The 18,737-nt window shown below is 66.2% G+C and carries 19 protein-coding genes; 9 read left to right on the plus strand and 10 right to left on the minus strand.

From position 1 onward, the window contains the following. The first annotated feature begins 23 nt into the window (after window positions 1-23). From IB257_RS11065 to IB257_RS11095, 7 genes are all read left to right on the plus strand, one after another. Entirely contained in the window at window positions 24-809 is a 786-nt protein-coding gene (locus IB257_RS11065; RefSeq protein ID WP_192492306.1) for an alpha/beta fold hydrolase, read from the plus strand. Window positions 810-836: 27 nt separating this feature from the next. Continuing rightward, the gene (locus IB257_RS11070) at window positions 837-1,820 is read left to right on the plus strand and encodes a tripartite tricarboxylate transporter substrate binding protein (RefSeq protein WP_054452181.1); all 984 of its coding nucleotides are present in this window, start codon (window positions 837-839) and stop codon (window positions 1,818-1,820) included. Between the two features lie 176 nt (window positions 1,821-1,996). Then, window positions 1,997-2,977, plus strand: a complete 981-nt coding sequence (locus IB257_RS11075; protein WP_054452179.1) for a tripartite tricarboxylate transporter substrate binding protein — start codon at window positions 1,997-1,999, stop codon at window positions 2,975-2,977. Next, window positions 2,974-4,221: a CaiB/BaiF CoA-transferase family protein gene (locus IB257_RS11080; protein ID WP_175159804.1), complete on the plus strand. Its 1,248-nt coding sequence runs from the start codon at window positions 2,974-2,976 to the stop codon at window positions 4,219-4,221. Before IB257_RS11075 ends, IB257_RS11080 begins: the two co-directional genes overlap by 4 nt. Then, entirely contained in the window at window positions 4,218-5,381 is a 1,164-nt protein-coding gene (locus IB257_RS11085) for an acyl-CoA dehydrogenase family protein (RefSeq protein WP_192492307.1), read from the plus strand. Before IB257_RS11080 ends, IB257_RS11085 begins: the two co-directional genes overlap by 4 nt. 11 nt (window positions 5,382-5,392) lie before the next feature. Continuing rightward, on the plus strand, window positions 5,393-6,400 hold the full coding sequence (locus IB257_RS11090) for an acyl-CoA dehydrogenase family protein (RefSeq protein ID WP_192492308.1): 1,008 nt from the start codon (window positions 5,393-5,395) through the stop codon (window positions 6,398-6,400). Between the two features lie 24 nt (window positions 6,401-6,424). Further along, window positions 6,425-7,210 (plus strand): crotonase/enoyl-CoA hydratase family protein, encoded by a 786-nt coding sequence (locus IB257_RS11095; protein ID WP_192492309.1) that lies wholly within the window; start codon window positions 6,425-6,427, stop codon window positions 7,208-7,210. 47 nt (window positions 7,211-7,257) lie between these two features. On the opposite strand, the gene IB257_RS11100 is transcribed toward IB257_RS11095, so the two are convergent. The 10 genes from IB257_RS11100 to IB257_RS11145 are packed head-to-tail and all read right to left on the minus strand — an operon-like array spanning window position 7,258 to window position 16,828. Continuing rightward, on the minus strand, window positions 7,258-8,070 hold the full coding sequence (locus IB257_RS11100; RefSeq protein ID WP_082400839.1) for an SDR family NAD(P)-dependent oxidoreductase: 813 nt from the start codon (window positions 8,068-8,070) through the stop codon (window positions 7,258-7,260). 23 nt (window positions 8,071-8,093) lie between these two features. Then, a complete protein-coding gene (locus IB257_RS11105; protein ID WP_119450433.1) occupies window positions 8,094-9,179 on the minus strand; it encodes a CoA transferase in 1,086 nt (361 codons plus the stop codon). After that, window positions 9,172-10,506, minus strand: a complete 1,335-nt coding sequence (locus IB257_RS11110; protein ID WP_054452168.1) for a phenylacetate--CoA ligase family protein — start codon at window positions 10,504-10,506, stop codon at window positions 9,172-9,174. Before IB257_RS11110 ends, IB257_RS11105 begins: the two co-directional genes overlap by 8 nt. Next, window positions 10,460-11,143: a TetR/AcrR family transcriptional regulator gene (locus IB257_RS11115; protein WP_054452167.1), complete on the minus strand. Its 684-nt coding sequence runs from the start codon at window positions 11,141-11,143 to the stop codon at window positions 10,460-10,462. Before IB257_RS11115 ends, IB257_RS11110 begins: the two co-directional genes overlap by 47 nt. Window positions 11,144-11,166: 23 nt before the next feature. Next, window positions 11,167-12,330 carry an acyl-CoA dehydrogenase family protein gene (locus IB257_RS11120; RefSeq protein WP_054452166.1) on the minus strand — a complete coding sequence of 388 codons (1,164 nt, stop codon included), beginning with the start codon at window positions 12,328-12,330 and terminating at the stop codon, window positions 11,167-11,169. Further along, complete coding sequence (locus tag IB257_RS11125) at window positions 12,327-13,310, minus strand: branched-chain amino acid ABC transporter permease (RefSeq protein ID WP_192492310.1); 984 nt, start codon at window positions 13,308-13,310, stop codon at window positions 12,327-12,329. The genes IB257_RS11120 and IB257_RS11125 overlap by 4 nt, the downstream gene beginning before the upstream one ends. Then, window positions 13,310-14,182 (minus strand): branched-chain amino acid ABC transporter permease, encoded by an 873-nt coding sequence (locus IB257_RS11130; RefSeq protein WP_054452164.1) that lies wholly within the window; start codon window positions 14,180-14,182, stop codon window positions 13,310-13,312. Before IB257_RS11130 ends, IB257_RS11125 begins: the two co-directional genes overlap by 1 nt. Further along, the gene (locus IB257_RS11135) at window positions 14,179-14,919 is read right to left on the minus strand and encodes an ABC transporter ATP-binding protein (protein WP_225588873.1); all 741 of its coding nucleotides are present in this window, start codon (window positions 14,917-14,919) and stop codon (window positions 14,179-14,181) included. The genes IB257_RS11130 and IB257_RS11135 overlap by 4 nt, the downstream gene beginning before the upstream one ends. Then, window positions 14,916-15,674, minus strand: coding sequence for an ABC transporter ATP-binding protein (locus IB257_RS11140; RefSeq protein ID WP_054452162.1), 759 nt, complete (start codon window positions 15,672-15,674; stop codon window positions 14,916-14,918). The genes IB257_RS11135 and IB257_RS11140 overlap by 4 nt, the downstream gene beginning before the upstream one ends. Continuing rightward, on the minus strand, window positions 15,671-16,828 hold the full coding sequence (locus IB257_RS11145; RefSeq protein ID WP_225588874.1) for an ABC transporter substrate-binding protein: 1,158 nt from the start codon (window positions 16,826-16,828) through the stop codon (window positions 15,671-15,673). Before IB257_RS11145 ends, IB257_RS11140 begins: the two co-directional genes overlap by 4 nt. Window positions 16,829-17,134: 306 nt before the next feature. On the opposite strand from IB257_RS11145, the gene IB257_RS11150 reads away from it, so the two are divergent. Together IB257_RS11150 and IB257_RS11155 are read left to right on the plus strand one after the other, a co-directional pair. After that, window positions 17,135-17,896, plus strand: coding sequence for an SDR family NAD(P)-dependent oxidoreductase (locus tag IB257_RS11150; RefSeq protein ID WP_054452349.1), 762 nt, complete (start codon window positions 17,135-17,137; stop codon window positions 17,894-17,896). An 18-nt stretch (window positions 17,897-17,914) separates the two neighbouring features. Further along, window positions 17,915-18,697 carry a crotonase/enoyl-CoA hydratase family protein gene (locus IB257_RS11155; protein WP_054452160.1) on the plus strand — a complete coding sequence of 261 codons (783 nt, stop codon included), beginning with the start codon at window positions 17,915-17,917 and terminating at the stop codon, window positions 18,695-18,697. Window positions 18,698-18,737: the final 40 nt, after the last annotated feature.

Genomic DNA, 18,737 nt, shown 5'->3' on the forward strand with positions numbered 1-18,737 from the left:
CCGCGCCCTCCAAGGAGCCATCCGTGCCATACGCAACCGCGTCCGACGATACCCGCATCTACTACGAAACCTATGGCGACGGCGCGCCCGTCCTGTTCATCCATGGCGGCGGCGGCAACACCATATGCTGGTATCAGCAGGTGCCTTTCTTCGCCAGCAAGTACAAGGTCATCGTGATGGACTTGAGGGGCTTCAAGAACTCTCCCTGCGTGCCGGAACGCAACCATCCGCGCCACTACCCCGCCGATGTGCTGGCCATACTGGAACAGGAAGGCATAGGAAAAGTAAACCTCGTGTGCCAGTCGCTGGGCGCATGGGCAGGCTTGCCGCTGGCCGTGAAGCATCCGGAGCGCGTCCAGACGCTCTTCATCAGCGGCTCGCCGACGCCGGCCTATTCGCCCGAGACCTGGGAAATTCTGCGCAAGGCCGGCAAGACCTTCGATGACGGCCACCACGATCTGCGCAGCAAGAGCATCGGCTGGAACCGCAAGAACGTCGAAGCCCGGCCCGAGATGCTGCATCTGTACGGCTGCATCAAAGCGCTCAATCCCAAGGGCTTCCTGGCGCTGACCATGCAGGCCGACGACGTCAAGATCCATCCCGCCGAGTTCGAGGGCTACCGCGTGCCGACCTTGATGACCGGCGGCAGCCACGACGATTTCCTGACCCCGGAAAGCCACCATCTGGTCGCGAAGCTGCTGCCGGGCAGCCTCAAGTACACCTTTGAAGATTCGGGCCATTCTCCTTATTTCGAAACGCCGGACGAATTCAACCGCGTGGTGCTTGAGTTCCTGGACGCGCACAACTAGTTCCTGATCCTGCAAGAAGGAGACAACATGGCTGCCATCAAAAAAACACTGGCGTTCGGGCTGGCTGGCGTCATGGCGCTGGCCAGCGTCGCCGCCATGGCGCAAACCGATTATCCGAACCGGCCCATCCGCTGGATCGTTCCCTCGCCGGCGGGCGCGCCTATCGACGCCATCGGACGCAAGCTGGGCGAACTCATGTCCGCGCGGCTCGGCGCGCCCGTCGTGATAGAAAACAAGCCCGGCGCCGGCAGCACCATCGGCGCCACCGAGGTCGCGCGGGCCAAGCCCGACGGCTATACCTTGATGCTGAGCGTGGGCGACGCGCTCATCTCTTCGGTCGTGACCATGAAGGTGCCTTATGACCCGCAGCGCGACTTCACGTTGATCAGCAAGATAGCCGCGTCAGGTCCCGTGCTCATCGCAAACAAGTCGATGCCGGCCGGCGACCTGGCCGGGGCGGTCAAGGAGGCCCGGGCGGCGCAGGTTCCTCTGGCCTATGGGTCGTATGGTCCGGGCTCGTACCCGCAACTGATCATGGAGAGCCTGGCCACGCAGTCTTCGGTGAAGTTCATCGAAGTCCCCTACAAGGGATCTCCGCCGGCGATGACCGACCTGCTGGGCGGGCAGTTGGCATTTACCTTCACATCAACCAGCATTGCGGCGCCCATGATCGCGGACGGCAAGGTCAAGGCCATCGCCGTTATCGGCGACAAGCGCTCGGCGCTGCTGCCTGGGGTCCAGACCTTCGCCGAAGCGGGATACGACGCCTTCATATTCAAGAACAAGGCCTGGGTCGGCCTGAGCGGCCCCGCCGGCATGCCCGCGGACGTAGTGCGGAAGCTTGCGGCGGCGGCTCAGCAGGTGGTGCGGGATCCGGAGTTCGGCAAGTATCTGGAGAACATCGGCTTCGACGCGGTGGGCAATACGCCGGAGGAGTTCCTGAAGGAGTACCGGGAGGAGTATTCGGTCGTGCCGGGGCTGATCAAGGAGCTGGGCGTGGCGGCGCATTGATCAGCGGGCTTATTTGATGGCGGGTGGAAATCGATGGTTCCTGATATTCATTCGATATCAAATCTCAAATTCTTAATATTAGACAGCCCCATCAAGCACGCCTAAAGTCATCCGCTGGACCATATGGCCAGGACCGCCGCCTAGAGCGGCCGGCCATCCACGCAAAGGAGACTTCCATGCAACACCGCAGAAAGATGCTGACGGCCATGTTGGCCGTGGCCTTGCTTGGCGCCGCCGGCCATCAGGCCGTCGCGCACGCCGAGACCTTCCCCTCCCGCCCGATCAAGTTCGTGGTGCCGTTCGGCCCAGGCAGCGGCACCGATACCTCGGCCCGCTATTTCGCCCGCCAGCTGCAGGAACTTACCGGCCAGCCGGTAGTAGTGGAGAACAAGCCGGGCGCCAATGGTTTCATCGCGGTGAAGAACGTGTTGTCGGCGCCGGCGGATGGCTACACGGTGTTCATCGGCAGCAATTCGACGCTGGCGGTCAATGCGGCGCTGTTCAAGGCGCTGCCTTACGATCCCGTCAAGGATTTCGCGCCGCTGACCATGATGATGCGCTCACCCGCCATGCTGGCAGTCAGTCCGCAGGCGCCGTACGGCACCCTGAAGGATCTGATCGCCTACGCCCAGGCCAATCCCGGCAAGGTGAATTTCGGCGCGGGCTCTGCCGGCTACCAATTGATGGGGGAGTTGCTGAACGACAGCGCAGGTCTGAAGACGGTACATGTGCCGTTCAAGGGCGCCGGCGATGCCATCATGGCTGTGGCCGGCGGCACGGTGGACTACACGTTCGCCGAGGTGACAGCGGTGCAGGAGCTGGCCAAGGACGGCCGCGTGAAGGTGGTGGCGGTGGCGTCGGACCAGCGTGTCGGGACTTCACCCGATGTGCCGACGGCGACCGAGGCCGGCCTGCCCGGATTCGAAGCCTATACCTGGGTGGGCGCGATGGTCAGCGCCAAGACGCCGGCCGAACAGACCGAGCGCCTGGCCGAGCTGTTCACGCGCATCTCCAAGATGCCCGAAACCCGCGCCTTCTATGAACGCCTGGGCGCCACGCCGATGACGGGCGGTCCTGCGCAGATGCACGAATTCCAGCAGAAGGAAATCGCGCTGTGGCAGCGCATCGTCAAGAAGGCGAACGTTCCCCAACAATGAAGGAAGAGGCGAGCATGACGTCGCAAGCCCTGCAGAATGTGAAGGTGCTCGATCTGTCGCGCGTGCTGGCCGGCCCCTGGGCCGCCCAGACGCTGGGCGACCTGGGCGCTGAAGTGATCAAGGTGGAGCGGCCGGGCACGGGCGACGATACGCGCGCCTGGGGGCCGCCCTACGTGACCGATCCGGCGGGGCAGCCCACGGGCGAGTCCGCTTATTACATGTGCGCCAACCGCAACAAGCAGTCGGTCAGCATCGATTTCACCAAGCCCGAGGGGCAGGAACTGGTGCGGCAGCTGGCGCGGCAATGCGATGTGCTGATCGAGAACTTCAAGACCGGGGGCCTTGCGCAATACGGGCTGGACTATGCGTCGCTGAGCGAGCTGAATCCCAGGCTGGTGTATTGCTCGGTCACCGGCTTCGGCCAGGACGGTCCGTATGCGCATCGCGCCGGCTACGACTTTTTGATCCAGGGCATGGGCGGCTTGATGAGCATCACGGGGCATCCCGACGGCATGCCCGGCGGCGGTCCCATGAAAGTGGGCGTGGCGTTGACCGACATCCTGACGGGACTGTATGCCAGCACCGCCATCCTGGCCGCGCTGCAGGCGCGTGCGCACACCGGGCGCGGCCAGCATATTGATCTGGCCTTGCTTGACGTGGGCGTCGCCTGCCTGGGCAATCAGGCGATGAACTATCTGTACGGCCAGCAGGCGCCGCGCCGCATGGGCAACGCGCATCCGAATACGCTGCCGTATCAGGATTTTCCGACCGCCGACGGGCATATGATCCTGGCCGTCGGCAACGATGGGCAATTCGCCCGGCTGTGCGTCGCCATAGAACGGCCGCAATGGGCCGAGGACGAGCGCTTTGCGCGCAATGCGGCGCGGATTGCCCATCGTGAGGAACTGATCGAAGGCTTGCGCGCCATCACCGTCACCCGCAGCACGCGCGACTGGGTCGCGCTGCTGGAGCAGCACGGCGTGCCTTGCGGACCCATCAACACCGTCGCGGACGTATTCGAAGATCCGCAGGTCCAGGCGCGCGGCCTGCGCATGAGCATGCAGCACCCGCAGGCGGGCGAAGTGCCGCTGGTCGCCAGCCCCATCCGCCTGTCGGACACGCCGGTGAGCTACCGCCACGCGCCGCCGCAACTGGGCCAGCATACCGACGCAGTCCTGGCCCGCCTGCTGGGCTTGAGTGCGGAGACCCTGCATACACATCGAATCAATGGAGTCCTGGGATGAGCAGTTTGAATTCACTGGCGTTGCCGCTGACGCGCATTCCTCCCGAGGACGAGGCCCTGCGTCCCGCCGTGCGCGCCTTCCTGCAGGAAGCGGTGCGCGACATGCCGGCGCATATCCGGGCGCGTTCCTGGGGCGGCTACGACACCGCGTTCAGTCGCCGCGTGGGCGAGCGCGGCTGGATCGGCCTGACACTGCCGCGCGAGTATGGCGGCGGCGGGCGCAGCGCCTTCGCGCGCTATGTGCTGGTAGAGGAATTCCTCAATGCCGGCGCGCCGGTCGGGTCGCACTGGATCGCAGACCGGCAGAGCGCGCCGCTCATCCTCAAATACGGCACGGAAGCGCAGAAGCGCTTCCACGTTCCCCGCATCTGCCGCGGCGAGTCTTTCTTCTGCATAGGCATGAGCGAGCCCAACTCGGGTTCGGATCTGGCCAGCGTGCGCACGCGGGCGGTGCCTAACGACCGCGGTTGGTTGCTCAACGGCCAGAAGATCTGGACCACCAATGCCCATCACTGCCAATACATGATTGCGCTGGTGCGGACCTCGGGCGGACCGGAGGATCGCCATAAAGGCCTGTCGCAGGTGATCGTCGACCTGTCCCTGCCCGGCGTGACGGTGCGTCCGATCGAGGACCTGTCGGGCGACAGCCATTTCTGCGAAGTGTTCTTCGATAACGTGCAGTTGGACGCCGATGCGCTGGTGGGCGACGAAGGGCAGGGCTGGGAGCAGGTCACGGCCGAGCTGGCGTTCGAGCGCAGCGGTCCGGAACGGCTGTACTCCAGCATCGTGCTGTTCGATCAATGGCTGGACTATGCGCGCCTGCCCGCCAATCGCACGCCTTCGTCCCGGCGGCTGGCCGGCAAGGTGCTCGGCCAGCTGACGCCGTTGCGGGCCATGTCGGTGTCGGTGCAAGAGAAGCTGACGCGCGGCGCCAGCCCCATCGTGGAGGCGGCGCTGGTCAAGGAATTGGGCACCACGCTGGAGCAGATGATTCCGGCCTGGATTGCGGAAGACCTGTACTCGCGCGAGGCCGAGGACATTCCGGTGGAACTGCTGATGACCTTGAAGTACGTGACGGAGGCCTCGCCCTCGTTTTCCCTGCGGGGCGGCACCCGCGAGATTCTGCGCGGCATGATCGCGCGCGGCCTGGGCCTGCGCTGAAGGAGCATGACATGAGCGATAACGATCTTTACGCCGATGCCGCGCGCCAGGTGCTGGCGGACCATTGCACGCCGCAGGCGGTGCGCGATATCGAAGCGGGCGGCGACGCCGCCGGCAGGCTCTGGCAACAGCTGGAGGACACCGGTCTGGCCGACGCGCTGGTAGGCGAGGAAGAGGGCGGTTCCGGGCTGAGCCTGGAGCAGGTGTTCGGCGTGCTGGAGCAATGCGGCGCTCATGCGCTGCCCTTGTTGCTGGGCGAGACCATGATCGCGCGCGCGCTGCTGCCGGCGGCGCAGCGGCATGCTGGCAGCATTGCATTGGCACGCGGCGTGCAACAGGCGGATGGCGCCTGGCATTGCGCGCTGGTGCGCGGCGGCGCGGTGGCTGACAGCGTGCTTGTGCAGACGGGCGATGCCTGGCGCCTGCTGGACGCCGCGCAGGCGCATAGGGAGCGGCAGGCGCTGGCATTGGACGCCGCCCTGAGCTGGACCCCGGCCCAGGTCGCGGCTGCGCCGCTGGCGCCGATGGACGCGGCTATCGACTTCCGCACCTTGCAGGCCAGCGTGGTCGCGCCGCAGATGGCGGGCGCGCTGGGCAGCGTGCTGGAGCGTACCCTGCAATACGCCAATGAGCGCCAGCAGTTCGGCCGGCCCATCGGCAAGTTCCAGGCCATCCAGCATCAGCTGGCCGTCATGAGCGAGCATGTCTGCGCCGCCCGCATGGCGGCGCAGCTTGGCTGCCATGCCGACGGCGTGACGCCGGACCGGCTGCGGGTGGCGGTCGCCAAGGCGCGCTGCAGCGAGGCGGCGCTGGTGGTGTCCGAGCTGGCGCACGCCGTGCATGGCGCGATCGGCTTTACGGAAGAATACGATTTGCAACTCTACACGCGCCGCCTGCATGCCTGGCGTCAGACCGCGGGCAGCGAAGCCTACTGGCATGACGTGGCGGGCGAGGCGCTGCTCGCGCATGCAGGGCCGACGCTGGACCTGGTGCGTAAGATTACCGACGTCCCGGCCTAAGCCGGGCTCTCAGGAGAAACTTGCATGGCATTTCTGCAGATAGAGCGCGAGGGCGGCATCGTCGTCGCCACCATGAACCAGCCGGAGACACGCAATGCGCTGACCGGCAACACCGCCATCGAAGAGATCGTGCAGCTATGCGCGGACATCCGCCAGGACGCCAGCGTGAAGGTGCTGATCCTGACCGCCGCCGGGCCGATCTTCAGCTCGGGCGGCAACGTCAAGGACATGCGCCGCTTTTTCGACGATGCGCTGACCCCCGAGCACATCTGCGAGGAGTACCGGCAGGGCATCCAGCGCATTCCACTTGCGCTGCATGGCCTGGACGTGCCCGTCATCTGCGCCGTCAACGGTCCGGCCATCGGGGCGGGACTGGACATAGCCTGCATGTGCGACATCCGCATCGCGGCCGACACGGCCACGTTCGCCGAGAGCTTCGTGCGTGTGGGCATCGTGCCGGGCGACGGCGGCGCCTGGCTGCTGCCGCGCGCCGTGGGCATGGCCCGCGCCAGCGAAATGGCCTACACGGGCGAGGCCATCAGCGCGCAGGACGCGCTGGCGTGGGGCCTGGTCAGCCGGGTGGTGCCGGCGGCGGACCTGCTGCCGACCGCCAGGACCCTGGCCGCAAAGATCGCCGCCAATCCCGGCGGCGTCATGCGCATGACCAAGCGCCTGCTGCGCGAAGGCCAGCACAGCAGCCTGGCGTCCCTGCTGGAGCTGTCGGCCAGTTATCAGGCGCTGGCCCACAAGACTGCTGAACATCGCGAGGCGGTCACCGCGTTCATCGAGAAGCGCGCGCCGAAGTTTTGAAGGGCGGCGCCGCCGATGCATTTGCGCATCGGCAGCGCCGGATGGCGTCAGTGCGCGTCCATCATGTGCAGGCCGCTGCCCAGATGCGCAGCGCCATCGATCTGGAGCAGCTGGCCCGTCATCAGGTGGCCAGCCGGCGTGGCCAGGAAGGCAACCAGCTCCGCGACTTCTTCGATCGATGTGGCCCGGCCCATGGGCGTGGCGGCGACCAGGCGGTCCAGCATGGCCTGCGCAGCCTCGCCGGCCAATCCTGGCGTGATCACCGCTCCGGGGCCGATGCAATTGAGCGCGATGTCGTCAGCAGCCCATTCCAGGGCCAGGGTCCGAGTCAGGCCCAGCACGCCGGCGCGTGCGGCGATGGAATGGGCAATTCCCATGGAGCCGCGGTCCACGCCCGAGAGCGAGATGTTCACCACCGTGCCCTGGCGAGCCTTGAGGAAGGGATAAGCTGCCTTGGTTACGACAAACACGGCGTTCAGATTGGTGTCGATCACCGCATCCCAACCTTTGCGGCTGATCTGCGCGGCGGGCGCGAAGAATTGGCCGCCGGCATTATTCACCAGCAGGTCGATGCCCTGGCGTTCGCCCACTTCGGCGATCAGCGCCTCGATGGCGGCGGTGTCGCGGATGTTGGCGCAGGCATAGCTGAAGTCGCCGGTCAGTTTTTCGGCCATTCCGGCGGTCTCCGCCAAGGGATCTTCGCGCCGTCCCACCCCGAACACGTCCATGCCCAGCGCCAGCAAACGCAGGGCGATGCCACGACCGATGCCAGAGCCGGCGCCAGTGACCAGTGCGCTGCGGCCGACCAGAACGCCGGGCCGCATGACCTGGGTGGATTCCATGCAAGTTTCAGATTTCATGAGGTTCACCTGGAAGTAGGAATTCAAGAGACCTGCCGCCGCCCGCCGCCGATGGCCGGCGTGGGGCTGCGGGGGATGCGTTGACCGTCGAACAGGGCGGGAAAGGCCGGCACGTGTTCGCCGTTGGCGAGTTCCTGCGATACGGCCCCAGGCCGCAGGCCGCGGATGAGCGTCAGCGCTTCGGCCGGCGCCCGGACGTTGCCGGCCGGGATCTGCATGTCCCGCATCTGCCGGAGCACGGCTTCGCGGGTCTGCGGCAGGGTCCAGGCTTCCACCTGGGCGTCGAAGTGCGCCGCGCGGCGGATGCGTTCCTTGATGGGTGCATCGTCCGCGCCGATCAGCGGGCGCAGGCGCGCCCAATAGCTGTCCAGCCCGCCCAGAATGTAGACATGGCCGTCTGCGCAGCGATATATGCTGGAAGGCGCCGACGCGCGGTCGCGGTTGCCCATGGGCGGATCCAGTGTTTCGCCTTCGCTTAGCGCCAGCGCCGCCGGCCCCAGCAGCATTGCGGACGCCACCTCCATCATGGAGAGATCGATCAAGCGCCCGCGGCCTTCGAGCATCGCCATCGCGCAGGACAGTCCCGCGTACATGCCGCTGAACATGTCCACGGGCCAGCTCGTGGTCAGGCGCGGCGAGCCGTCCTCGTCGCCGTTCAAGAGGGCGAAGCCGGATTCGCATTGCGCAATGGTGTCCATGCAGATGCGGTCGTCCTGCTGTCCATAGCCGGAGATGAGCACGACGGTCAGGCGGGGATGGCGTGCGCATAACGCCGGGCCTTGCAGGTCCAGACGGGCGAGCGATCCTGGCGCCAGATTGCAGATGAAGGCGTCGGCCTGCGCCAGCAGCGTCTCCAGTGCTTCTCGTCCGTCCGGCGCGGCCAGGTCCAGCACCTGGCTCCGCTTGCCGGTGTTGAAGCTGCGAGCGTAGAAGCTGCCGAAGCTATTTCCCGGCAAGGTACGCACGCCATCGCCGCGCGGCGGCTCCACCTTGACCACGTCGGCGCCGAAATCCGCCAGGTACTGCGCGGCGGTAGGGCCGGCGATGAACTGCGACAGCTCGATGACGCGCTTGCCGGCAAGGGGGCGTGGAGTGTCGGCCTCAGGCATGGATCACCCGCTTGGCTTTGTGGACGGTGCGCGGCAGGGTGCCGTTTTCCACCACTTCCACGTGAAAGCGCACCTGCAGGCGATCGCGCAGCAGTTGCGACAGCCTTTCGCCGAGGTCGGCGCTGGCGCCGGGTTCGCGTTCGACGCGCAGCTTCACGCCGGTCAGGAAGCCCGTGCTCGGATCCTTGACGCTGTCGTCGATGATGATCACGTATTCATTGCTGACGCCGGCAAAGCCACGGACCACGTCTTCGATGGCGGACGGGAACAGATTCACGCCGCGCACGATCAGCATGTCATCGGCGCGGCCGAGCACGCCGCCAGGCAGGCGGGCATGGGTGCGGCCATCGGGGCCCGGGCGGCTGTCGCGCACCACGATGTCTCCAGTCCACCAGCGCACCAGCGGGCAGGCCTGCTTGTCCAGATGGGTGAGCACCAGCACGCCGCGTTCGCCGTCGGCCACCGGCTCATGCGTGTCGGGGTGCAGGATTTCGACGTAGATGAAATCCTCGGCCAGCGTGGGGCCGAGCTGCGCGGCGGTATCCCAGCCTATGGGTTGGCATTCCAGGGCGCCGTAGCAGTCGAACATCTTGGCGCCCCACAGGCGCTCGATGCGTTCGCGCGTGCCGGCCACGCTGGCGCCGGGCTCGCCGCCGACGCAGACCATGCGCACGCGGGATTCGCGCAGGTCGCGTCCCATGGATTGGGCGGTCTCGGCCATGTGGGCCATGAAGGACGGGGTGCCGATGACGCAGTCCGTGCCGTACTGGAAGATGGTTTCCACCTGGCGTTGCGTGTCGCCGGAGGAGCCCGGAATCACCAGCGCGCCGACCCGCTGCGCGGCCAGGGTGGCGCCCAGGCCGCCGACGAACCAGGCGTAATTGAACATGCATTGGAAGACATCGCCGCGGCGCAGCCCCTGGCCGTAGAGATAGCGTGCGTACAGCTCGGCCCAGCGGTCCACGTCATGCTGGGTCCAGAGCACGGGAGCGGGCTGCGCCGTGGTGCCGGAGGAAAAGTGCACCCGCACGGCCTCGCCGGGCTGGACCGCGGCCAGCGTGCCGAAGGGCGGCGCGGCGCGCAGGCCTTCGAGATAGTCGCGCTTGTGGGTGAAAGGCAGGCGTCTCAGGTCTGCCAGGGTCTTGAGGTCTTCTGGAACGAAGCCCGCGTCCGCGAACACCTTGCGGTAGTGCTCGCTGGTATCCGCGACGCGCCGCAACTGCCGGCGCAAGGCTTCGAGCTGGAAGGTCTCGATGCGGTCGCGCGACCAGGTTTCGACCTCATCCCAGATGGTACTGGAATAGGGGAGTTGCTCTTGCTGCTTCATTGTTGGAGTCCTTGAGTAGCCCCCGCAGCGCATAGGCCGCGAGGGTGTGCGCGATATCGTCTATCGCCGCGTCGCTCTGCAGACGCCGCTGGCTGTACCACACGGTGGCCCAGTTCAGCGCGCCAAAGAAGGGTTTGCTCAACATCCTGGCGGGAAGGTCCACGAAGTCACGTTCGCGGATGCCGTCATCGATCACCTCGACGAACATCTGCTCGTAGTCATCGCGCATCTTCACCACGGACCGCAGCCGCTTGGCGGCCGCGGACGCCTCGAGCAGGTGACGCTCCAGCCCCTGCACCGCCACCTTCTGCATCGGCAATTCCTTGAGCAGGATCTGGGTATGGCGCAGCGCCATGGCCGACAGGCGTTCGACCGCCTTGCCGCCGCCGCGGGCGATGGGGTCGATCTCGTCCGTCAGCCGGGTCATTGCCGCCACCTGCACGTCGAAGAACAGGTCGGCCTTGCTCCGGTAGTGGTGATAGATGCGGCCCTTGGTGGCGCCCAGGCGTTGGGCGACCGCGTCGATGGAAGTGGCCGCATAGCCGAACTCCATGAAGAGTTCCGCGGCCGCCTGCAGGATTTCCTCGCGCGACTCGCCGCCGCCCACTTCTGCCGGGTTCTGTTGTGCACTCACCATTGCTACCTCTTTTCGGAATCGGGTCAAATAGCCAGCTCTTCCGCCTCCTTGCGTACCGCGCGCGACAAGACCAGCCGCTGGATTTCGGAAGAGCCCTCATAGATCTCGAGTATGCGCTGGTCGCGGTACAGCCGCTCGGCCACCGTAGGCTTGCAGTAGCCCAGCCCGCCCCAGATCTGAACGGTATTGTCCACTACCCGGTGCGAAACCTCCGAGGCGAACAGCTTGGTCATGGCGCCCAGGTTGGAGACGTCTTCCTGGCGGTCATAGGCTTGGGCAGCCTGGTACAGCATCATGCGGGCAGCCGAGATTTCCGTGGCCATGTCGGCAAGGCGAAAGCCGATGGCCTGGTTGTCCCCGATGGGTTGGCCGAAGGTCCGGCGCGCCACGGCGCGGGCCGCGGCCTCGCGGTAGCTCGCCAGCGCCACGCCCAGGGACTGGGCGGCGACCATGATGCGGCCGACATTCAACGTCTGCAACGCCAGGCGCAGCGCGCGGTTGAGTTCACCGACCTGGGCGCTTTCGGGCACGACCAGGTCGAGTTTCAGGTTCGAGGTCTGGGTGCCGCGGATGCCCATCTTGTCGGAGAGTTCGTCAATGACCGCGCCCGGCTGCTCCTTGTCGACCATGAAGGCGCTGATGCCGCGTCCTCCTGCCGCCGGGTCGGTCTTGGCAAAGACCACGTAGTAACGAGACGCGCCGCCATTGCCGATCCAGTATTTCTCCCCGCGCAGGCGCCAGCCGCCGCCTTCGCGCACGGCCGTGGCCTCGATGGCCGCGGCATCCGAACCGGCGATGCGCTCGGAAAGTGCAAAGCTGGTGGCGCGGCCCTCGGCCATTTCGCGCAGATAGAAGGATTTCTGCTCGTCCGTGCCGGCCAGCAGCAGGGGGAACGCGCCCAACTGATAGGCGCACATGATGGCGGCGGTCGAAGCGCAGTGCGTGCCCAGGGCTTCGACCGCCGCCACGGTGGCGACCAGGTTGGCGCCCTGGCCGCCCCATTGCGTGGGTAGGAACAGGCCGGTGAACTTGTTTTCCACCAGGGCGGCGATGGTCTCCCAGGGATAGCGTTGTTCACGGTCCAGTTCGGGGGCGAGCGGCGCGAAGCGCTCGGAGCCCAGCTTATGGGCCAGGGCCTGCCAGCGGGTGGCGGTATCGTCCAGCGTGGGATTCCAGATAACAGTCACTTCGAGTTCTCCAGTGTGGTCGCCATGGCCTTGGGACGCTTGCGACGTGTCGCCAGCAGGCCCATCAGCCCTTGCGGAAAGAAAGCCAGAACAAGGATCAGCAGGCTGCCGAGCACGATTTTGTCGACATAGCCTCCGAACGAGAAAAACTTTTCCTGGATCAGGATCAGCGCGGTGGCCAACAGCGGCCCGAGCAACTGGCGGCGGCCGACCAGTACGACGGCGGTCAGCATCAGGATGAGGAAATAGGTTTCAAGGATGTCGGCGCTGACGTAGGCGCGCTGATAGGCATACAGCCAGCCCGCGCAGGCCGTGATGGGCGCCGAGAACAGGAAGACCTGCAGGCGCACCCTGAGCGGATCGATGCCGTTCATGGTGGCCAGGCGGGGATTCAGGTGCACCATCAGCGCCGCCTGGCCCAGGCGCGAGTGGCGGAAGCGGTCCGCCAGGTAGAGCGTGATCGCCAGCAGCGTGAACGCGTAGGGCCAAAGCGTCTGGTCATTGCCGGCACTGAGCGTCCAGCCGCCAATGGACAAGTCCAGCGTGGGCAGACCGCGGATGCCATCCGAGCCGCCCAGGAAGGCCCAGTTGGCTGCCAGGGTCATGGCGACCACGGCGACCGCGTACGTCACCAGCGAAAAGACGAACTCGCGCAAACGCAGGGTGGCCAATCCGATTACTGCCGCCAATCCCAGGGCGACCGCAATCGACGCGGCCAGCGTCAACCAGGCGCTAGCGCCGGAGCGGGTAGCCAGCAACGCCGTCACATAAGCTCCCGCGGCGAAGAAGACAGTATGTCCCAGGCTCACCTCGCCCAGGTCCGAGACGATGACATCCAGCCCGTAGGCCATGACGGCCATGATGGCGATCAGCACGGCGGCGCTGTAGAGAGCCTGGCTGCCGCCCAGCCAGGAAGGCAGGAAGAATACGATGACGGCGCCCGGCAGCAGCGCGAGACGCGAGGCGGAAAGCGTGGCCATCAATGGACTCCTTTCATCGAGCCGGCGGTCAGGCCGCCAGGGCGCAGCACCAGCACGCCAATCAGTACGACGAAGGCCGCGGCGGTTGCGTATGCGGGCGACACCAGGGCGCTGAACAGCGCGGTAAAGACGCCCAGTGCGACGCCCGCGACGTAACTGCCGGTCACGCTGCCGATGCCCCCCAGCACGACCACGACGAAAGTGATGATCACCTCTTCGAAACCCATGGAGGTCAGGATCGGCGTGCGCGGGGCCACCAGCCCGGCGGCCAGGGCGACCGCCGCGCCTTCGAAGGCGAACACGCCGTAGTAGACCTGCCGCACATTGATACCCGCCAGTTGGGCCAGCTTGGGATCCTCGGCCACCATGCGCACCAGCCTTCCGGCGCGGCTGCCGTCGAGCACGCGTTTGAGCAGCAGGAACAGCAGGATGGCCGCGGCGACGATGGCGGCATCCTGCCAGGTCAGCCACAGGTCGCCGATCTCGATATCGCGTTGCGACCAGGCGGTATCCAGAATTTGTCCTGTCGAGCCGAAGGCCAACGACGCTGCGCCGTGCATGACATAGCCGAAGCCGAGCGTCATGATCATGATCGACACCAGGTTCTGTTCGAACGTGGCGCGCAGCATGATGCGCTGCATGATGATGCCGATCAGCGCGCCGGCCGCCATGGCCAGCGGCAAGGCCAGCAGATAGGGCAGGCCGGCGGTGGTGGTCGCCCACCAGGTGACGAAGGCGCCCAGCATGTACATCTGGCCGTGGCCGAAGTTGACCAGCCGGGCAACGCCCAGCAACAAGGTCCAGCCGATGGCGATCAGCGCGTAGGCATGGCCCAGCACCAGGCCATTTATCAACTGTTGCAGCAGGCTCATGTCGTATGTGCTCCCAGATAGGCTTGCGCGATGCGTGGATCCGCGCCGACCTCTGCTGCGGGGCCTTGCAGCACCAGCCGGCCGCGCTCGAGCAGCAGCAGACGATCGACCACCTGCAAGGCGGCGCGTACGTTCTGTTCCACCAGCAGGATGGCCAGGCCGGCGCTGGCGAGCGAGCGCAGGCTTTGCAGCACTTGCGTCACCAGCATGGGCGCGAGCCCGATGGAAGGTTCATCCAGCAGCAGGGCGCGCGGCCCCATCATGAGCGAGCGGCCGATGCCCAGCATCTGCCGCTCGCCGCCGGAGAGCTGACCGCCCAGGTGCAGGCGGCGTTCGCGCAGACGGGGGAATAGATCGTAGACATCGTCGCGCTCGTAATAGCGGCGCGACGAGTCCTCGGCGGGCGTGATGGCGGGGGCGAGATTCTCTTCCACCGTCATGCGTGAAAAAACCAGGCGAGACTCCGGCACCAGCAACAGTCCCGCGCGTACGCGCTCATGTGTCGGCAGGCCGTCGATGGGCCGTCCCGAAAGCTGGACCTCGCCGCTGACCGCGGGCTGACCGCGCGACCAGCCCAGCAGGGCGTTGACCAGCGTCGACTTGCCTGCTCCATTGGCGCCTATCACCCCGACGATCTCTCCGGCCCGCAGGTCCAGCTGGTCAAGCTGGAGCACGCGATTGCCGGCATAGGCGACATCGAGACGCCGCGCGCTGAGTACGTGTGGCGTGGACATCATGAATCGCCTCCGAGATAGGCCTGGAGCACGCGCGGGTCGCGCTGGATCTCTGCCGGCGTGCCGCAGGCCAAAGTCTTGCCGAGGTTGAGGACGCAGATGCGGTCGGCGACGGACATGATGAGGTCCATGTGATGCTCGATCACCACCACGGCCACGCCCTCGGCCTTGAGCGAGCGCAACAGCGAGGTCAGGGCTGCCATGTCGGCGCCGCCCAGCCCCGCGGCGGGTTCGTCCAGCAGCAGCACGTCGGCGCCCGAGCCGTAGGCCAGCGCGATGGACAGCATGCGCTGCATGCCGTACGAGATTTCATGCGGCTTCAGATCGTGGCAATCGGGCGGCAGGCCGAAGCGCTCCAGGCGCTTGGCGGCCTGGTCGCGCAGGGCCTGCGCCTGCCGGCCCGCCGTCAGCGGGCGCAGGATGCAGGCGCCGAGGCCGGCCGTGCCGCCCAACGCCGCCACCATGTTGTCGCGCACGCTCAACTGGTCAAAGAAGGCGTTTTGCTGGAACGCGCGTTTGATGCCCAGCCGCGCCAGCCCGTGGGCCGGCACGGCGCTGATGTTGCGCCCGCGCAGATGCACGCTGCCGCCGCGGGGGACCAGCGCAGACACGGCGTCGTAGCACGAGCTCTTGCCGGCGCCGTTGGGGCCGATGATGCCCAGCAATTCGCCGGCGCTGACTTCCCAGCTGACGTCTTCCAGGGCGACCAGCGCGCCGTAGCGCACGGCCAGGCTGTCCACGCGCAAGGCGGCAGTCATGGCTTGACCACGATCTTTCGGTCTTTGACCGTGAACAGGTAATAGTGCGACTGCAGCTGGCCGTTGGGCTCGAACGTGACGTCGCCCATGAGCGTGCCCTTGAAACTGCCGCCGCGTATGCGCTTGGCCACAGGTTCGCGATCGAGCGTCTTGAGCTCGTTGACCGCCTGGGCCCAAACCTGCAGCGAGGTCGCGCCCAGCGCCATGAACTTGTCCGGCGTGTACTTGAACATCTCCTGCGTCTTGGCGACGAAACGCTTGTTGGCGCTGTTCGAGGCGAAGGGCTCGACGTCGGGGAAGTAGATGTCCGCGCCTATCAGGCCGTCCGAGGCATCGCCCGCTACGTTGATGACGCTGGGGGCCACGGTGCCGACCGCGCTCACCAGTTGGCCCGGCAGGCGTGATTGGCGGGCCTGGCGGATGATGGCGGGCATGCCCAGGCCTTCGTTGGCGTTAATGGCGACGGTGATGTCTGGCTTGGCGGCGCGCACGTTGGTCATGGCGACGCGGAAGTCGGCTTGGGTGAAGGGGAATTTCTCCTCGGCCACTTTTTCATAGGTGTGCCCGAGAGCCTTCAGCGCCTTCTCGATGGATTCCTGCGCACCGTTGCCGTAGGCGTCGTTCTCGGTAAGAAAGGCGACGCGCTTGGCGCCGGCGGTCTTGGCGATGTATTCGGCGATGACCGTGCCGTCCTGTGCGTTCGAGCTGTTCAGCCGGATCGCCAGCGGATTGCCTTCGCCGGAAAGAATGGGGTCTGCCTTGGAGATTGCGGTGATGTCCAGCACGCCGGCGCGGGCGATCACGGGCTGCATCGCCAACGTCACCGGGCTGTTCCAGCCTTCGATGATGACCGACACGCCGGCGCTGATGAGTTCGGTGGCGCGTGACACGCCGACCGCCGGCGTGGATTCGTCGTCGCGCGACACGATCTCGATCGGACGGCCGAGCACGCCGCCGTCTTCATTGATCACCGCCGCCATGGCCTGAATCGCTTGCGTGACGTGCTGGCCTTGCGGACCCGCGCCGCCCGACAACGGGAAGATGACGCCTACCTTGATGGGCGCGGGGGCCGCCCCGACGGGTGCGCACAAGGCCATCGAGGCCGCCAGCGCCAGGGGCGGCGCCATGCGCAACAACTGTTGTATCCGCTTCATGCCTGTCTCCTGATTTTTGTGACACCGGTCTGCGCCGGCGCTGCGGCGGCCATGGCCGCCGTGCTGCATAAATGGGGACTGCGTGGTGCAACGGTTGACGGAGGCCGCGGGCCGGTAGGTCTCCGGCACTCTGAATCGGCTGTCGGAGTAAACATACCATTCGGTATTTTGATAGGTCAACGGCGTAAATAAAGTTTGATTCTAGGCATTTTCCCTAGGTAAAAAATCAGTTCTTTGGTTTTTATTGATCAGATACTCATTGGTATGTACTATGAAATTTCCTTTTTCGTCACTGAGGGCTTTGGCATGAAGACAGAAGGCAACAGCGCGCTGGTGACAGGCGGCGCATCCGGGCTGGGCCTGGCGACGGCGCAACGCCTGGTCGCGCAGGGCATGAAGGTGGTGATCGCGGATCTGCCTGGTTCAGCGGGGGAGACAGCCGCCCGCGATATCGGGGCGCTGTTCGCTCCCACGGATGTCACCCGGGAGGCCGACGTGCAGGCCGCGTGTGAACTGGCGGCCACGCTCGGCCCCTTGCGGGTGCTGGTGCATTGCGCGGGCCGCGGCGGGCCGGTACGTCTCATCGACAAAGAAGGAAATCCCGGCTCGCTGGAAACCTATACGGACATCGTCCGCATCAATCTGATCGGCACTTTCAACACCCTGCGCGTGGCGGCGGCCCATATGGCGCGCAACCCGGTGGACGACGAGGGCGAACGGGGCGTCTGCATCCTGACCGCTTCGGTGGCGGCGTACGAAGGCCAGATCGGCCAGATCGGCTATGCCTCTTCCAAGGCCGGCGTGGTGGGCATGACCATCGTGGCCGCGCGCGACCTGGCCAGCAAGGCGATACGCGTCTGCACCATCGCGCCTGGAATTTTCGATACGCCCATGCTGGCTCGCGTTTCTGACGATGCCCGCAAGACCTTGTCAGCCTCGGTGCCGCACCCGGCGCGCCTGGGCATGCCCGCGGAATACGCCCTGCTGGCAGAACACATCATTGCCAACCCCATGCTCAACGGCGAAACCATCCGTCTGGATGGTGCCTTGCGCATGGCCCCACGCTGACGTGTAGAGGAGATAACGATGACCGAGAACAAGACGGAAAGCGACGAGGTATTGCTGGAGAGCAGCGACGGAATCCTGACGATCACCATCAACCGGCCGCAAGCGCGCAATGCGGTGACCCTTGCCGTGGCGCGGGCCATCGCCGCAGCCGTGGATGAACTGGATGACCGCGAGGACCTGCGCATAGGCATCCTGACCGGCGCCGGCGGTTCGTTCTGCGCCGGCATGGACCTGAAAGGCTTTCTACGCGGCGAACGGCCCAGCATAGAAGGGCGAGGATTCGGCGGGCTGACCATGCGCCCGCCGAAAAAGCCGCTTATCGCGGCGGTCGAGGGATATGCGCTGGCGGGCGGCTTCGAGCTGGTGCTGGCTTGCGATCTGGTGGTGGCGGCCGAGAATGCGCAGTTCGGCGTTCCGGAGGTCAAGCGCGGGCTCGCGGCCACAGCCGGCGGCCTGGTCCGCCTGCCGCGGCAGTTGCCGTGCCGGGTGGCGATGGAGCTGGCGTTGACCGGCGACATGTTTCCCGCAGCGCGTGCCTTGAGCTACGGCCTGATCAACCAGGTGACTGCGCCCGGAGAGGCCCTGCAGGGCGCGCGGGAGCTGGCGCGCCGCATCGTCGCCAATGGGCCCCTGGCCGTGGCAGCCAGCAAACGCGTCGTCGCCGAGTCGCAAGGCTGGCCGGCCGACGAGATCTGGAGCCGCCAGGCCGAACTGACCGAGCATGTCTTCACGTCGGCCGATGCCCGCGAAGGTTCCGCGGCGTTTGCCGAGAAGCGCGCGCCCGTCTGGCAGGGGAGGTGAGGTATGGCTGGCGATGCGCGTTTTGACGGGCCCGGACCCG

Origin of the sequence: Achromobacter sp. ACM03 (assembly GCF_014851665.1) — a bacterium.
GTDB lineage: Bacteria > Pseudomonadota > Gammaproteobacteria > Burkholderiales > Burkholderiaceae_B > Achromobacter > Achromobacter aegrifaciens.

Bases quoted from the DNA above. Each gene is read 5' to 3' on its own strand.
- IB257_RS11115 (WP_054452167.1), bottom strand. From the start codon at position 11,143: ATGGTGAGTGCACAACAGAACCCGGCAGAAGTGGGCGGCGGCGAGTCG.
- IB257_RS11140 (WP_054452162.1), bottom strand. From the start codon at position 15,674: ATGACTGCCGCCTTGCGCGTGGACAGCCTGGCCGTGCGCTACGGCGCG.
- IB257_RS11095 (WP_192492309.1), top strand. From the start codon at position 6,425: ATGGCATTTCTGCAGATAGAGCGCGAGGGCGGCATCGTCGTCGCCACC.
- IB257_RS11090 (WP_192492308.1), top strand. From the start codon at position 5,393: ATGAGCGATAACGATCTTTACGCCGATGCCGCGCGCCAGGTGCTGGCG.
- IB257_RS11075 (WP_054452179.1), top strand. From the start codon at position 1,997: ATGCAACACCGCAGAAAGATGCTGACGGCCATGTTGGCCGTGGCCTTG.
- IB257_RS11105 (WP_119450433.1), bottom strand. From the start codon at position 9,179: ATGCCTGAGGCCGACACTCCACGCCCCCTTGCCGGCAAGCGCGTCATC.
- IB257_RS11080 (WP_175159804.1), top strand. From the start codon at position 2,974: ATGAAGGAAGAGGCGAGCATGACGTCGCAAGCCCTGCAGAATGTGAAG.
- IB257_RS11155 (WP_054452160.1), top strand. From the start codon at position 17,915: ATGACCGAGAACAAGACGGAAAGCGACGAGGTATTGCTGGAGAGCAGC.
- IB257_RS11145 (WP_225588874.1), bottom strand. From the start codon at position 16,828: ATGAAGCGGATACAACAGTTGTTGCGCATGGCGCCGCCCCTGGCGCTG.
- IB257_RS11110 (WP_054452168.1), bottom strand. From the start codon at position 10,506: ATGAAGCAGCAAGAGCAACTCCCCTATTCCAGTACCATCTGGGATGAG.
- IB257_RS11125 (WP_192492310.1), bottom strand. From the start codon at position 13,310: ATGGCCACGCTTTCCGCCTCGCGTCTCGCGCTGCTGCCGGGCGCCGTC.
- IB257_RS11130 (WP_054452164.1), bottom strand. From the start codon at position 14,182: ATGAGCCTGCTGCAACAGTTGATAAATGGCCTGGTGCTGGGCCATGCC.
- IB257_RS11135 (WP_225588873.1), bottom strand. From the start codon at position 14,919: ATGATGTCCACGCCACACGTACTCAGCGCGCGGCGTCTCGATGTCGCC.
- IB257_RS11150 (WP_054452349.1), top strand. From the start codon at position 17,135: ATGAAGACAGAAGGCAACAGCGCGCTGGTGACAGGCGGCGCATCCGGG.
- IB257_RS11070 (WP_054452181.1), top strand. From the start codon at position 837: ATGGCTGCCATCAAAAAAACACTGGCGTTCGGGCTGGCTGGCGTCATG.
- IB257_RS11100 (WP_082400839.1), bottom strand. From the start codon at position 8,070: ATGAAATCTGAAACTTGCATGGAATCCACCCAGGTCATGCGGCCCGGC.
- IB257_RS11085 (WP_192492307.1), top strand. From the start codon at position 4,218: ATGAGCAGTTTGAATTCACTGGCGTTGCCGCTGACGCGCATTCCTCCC.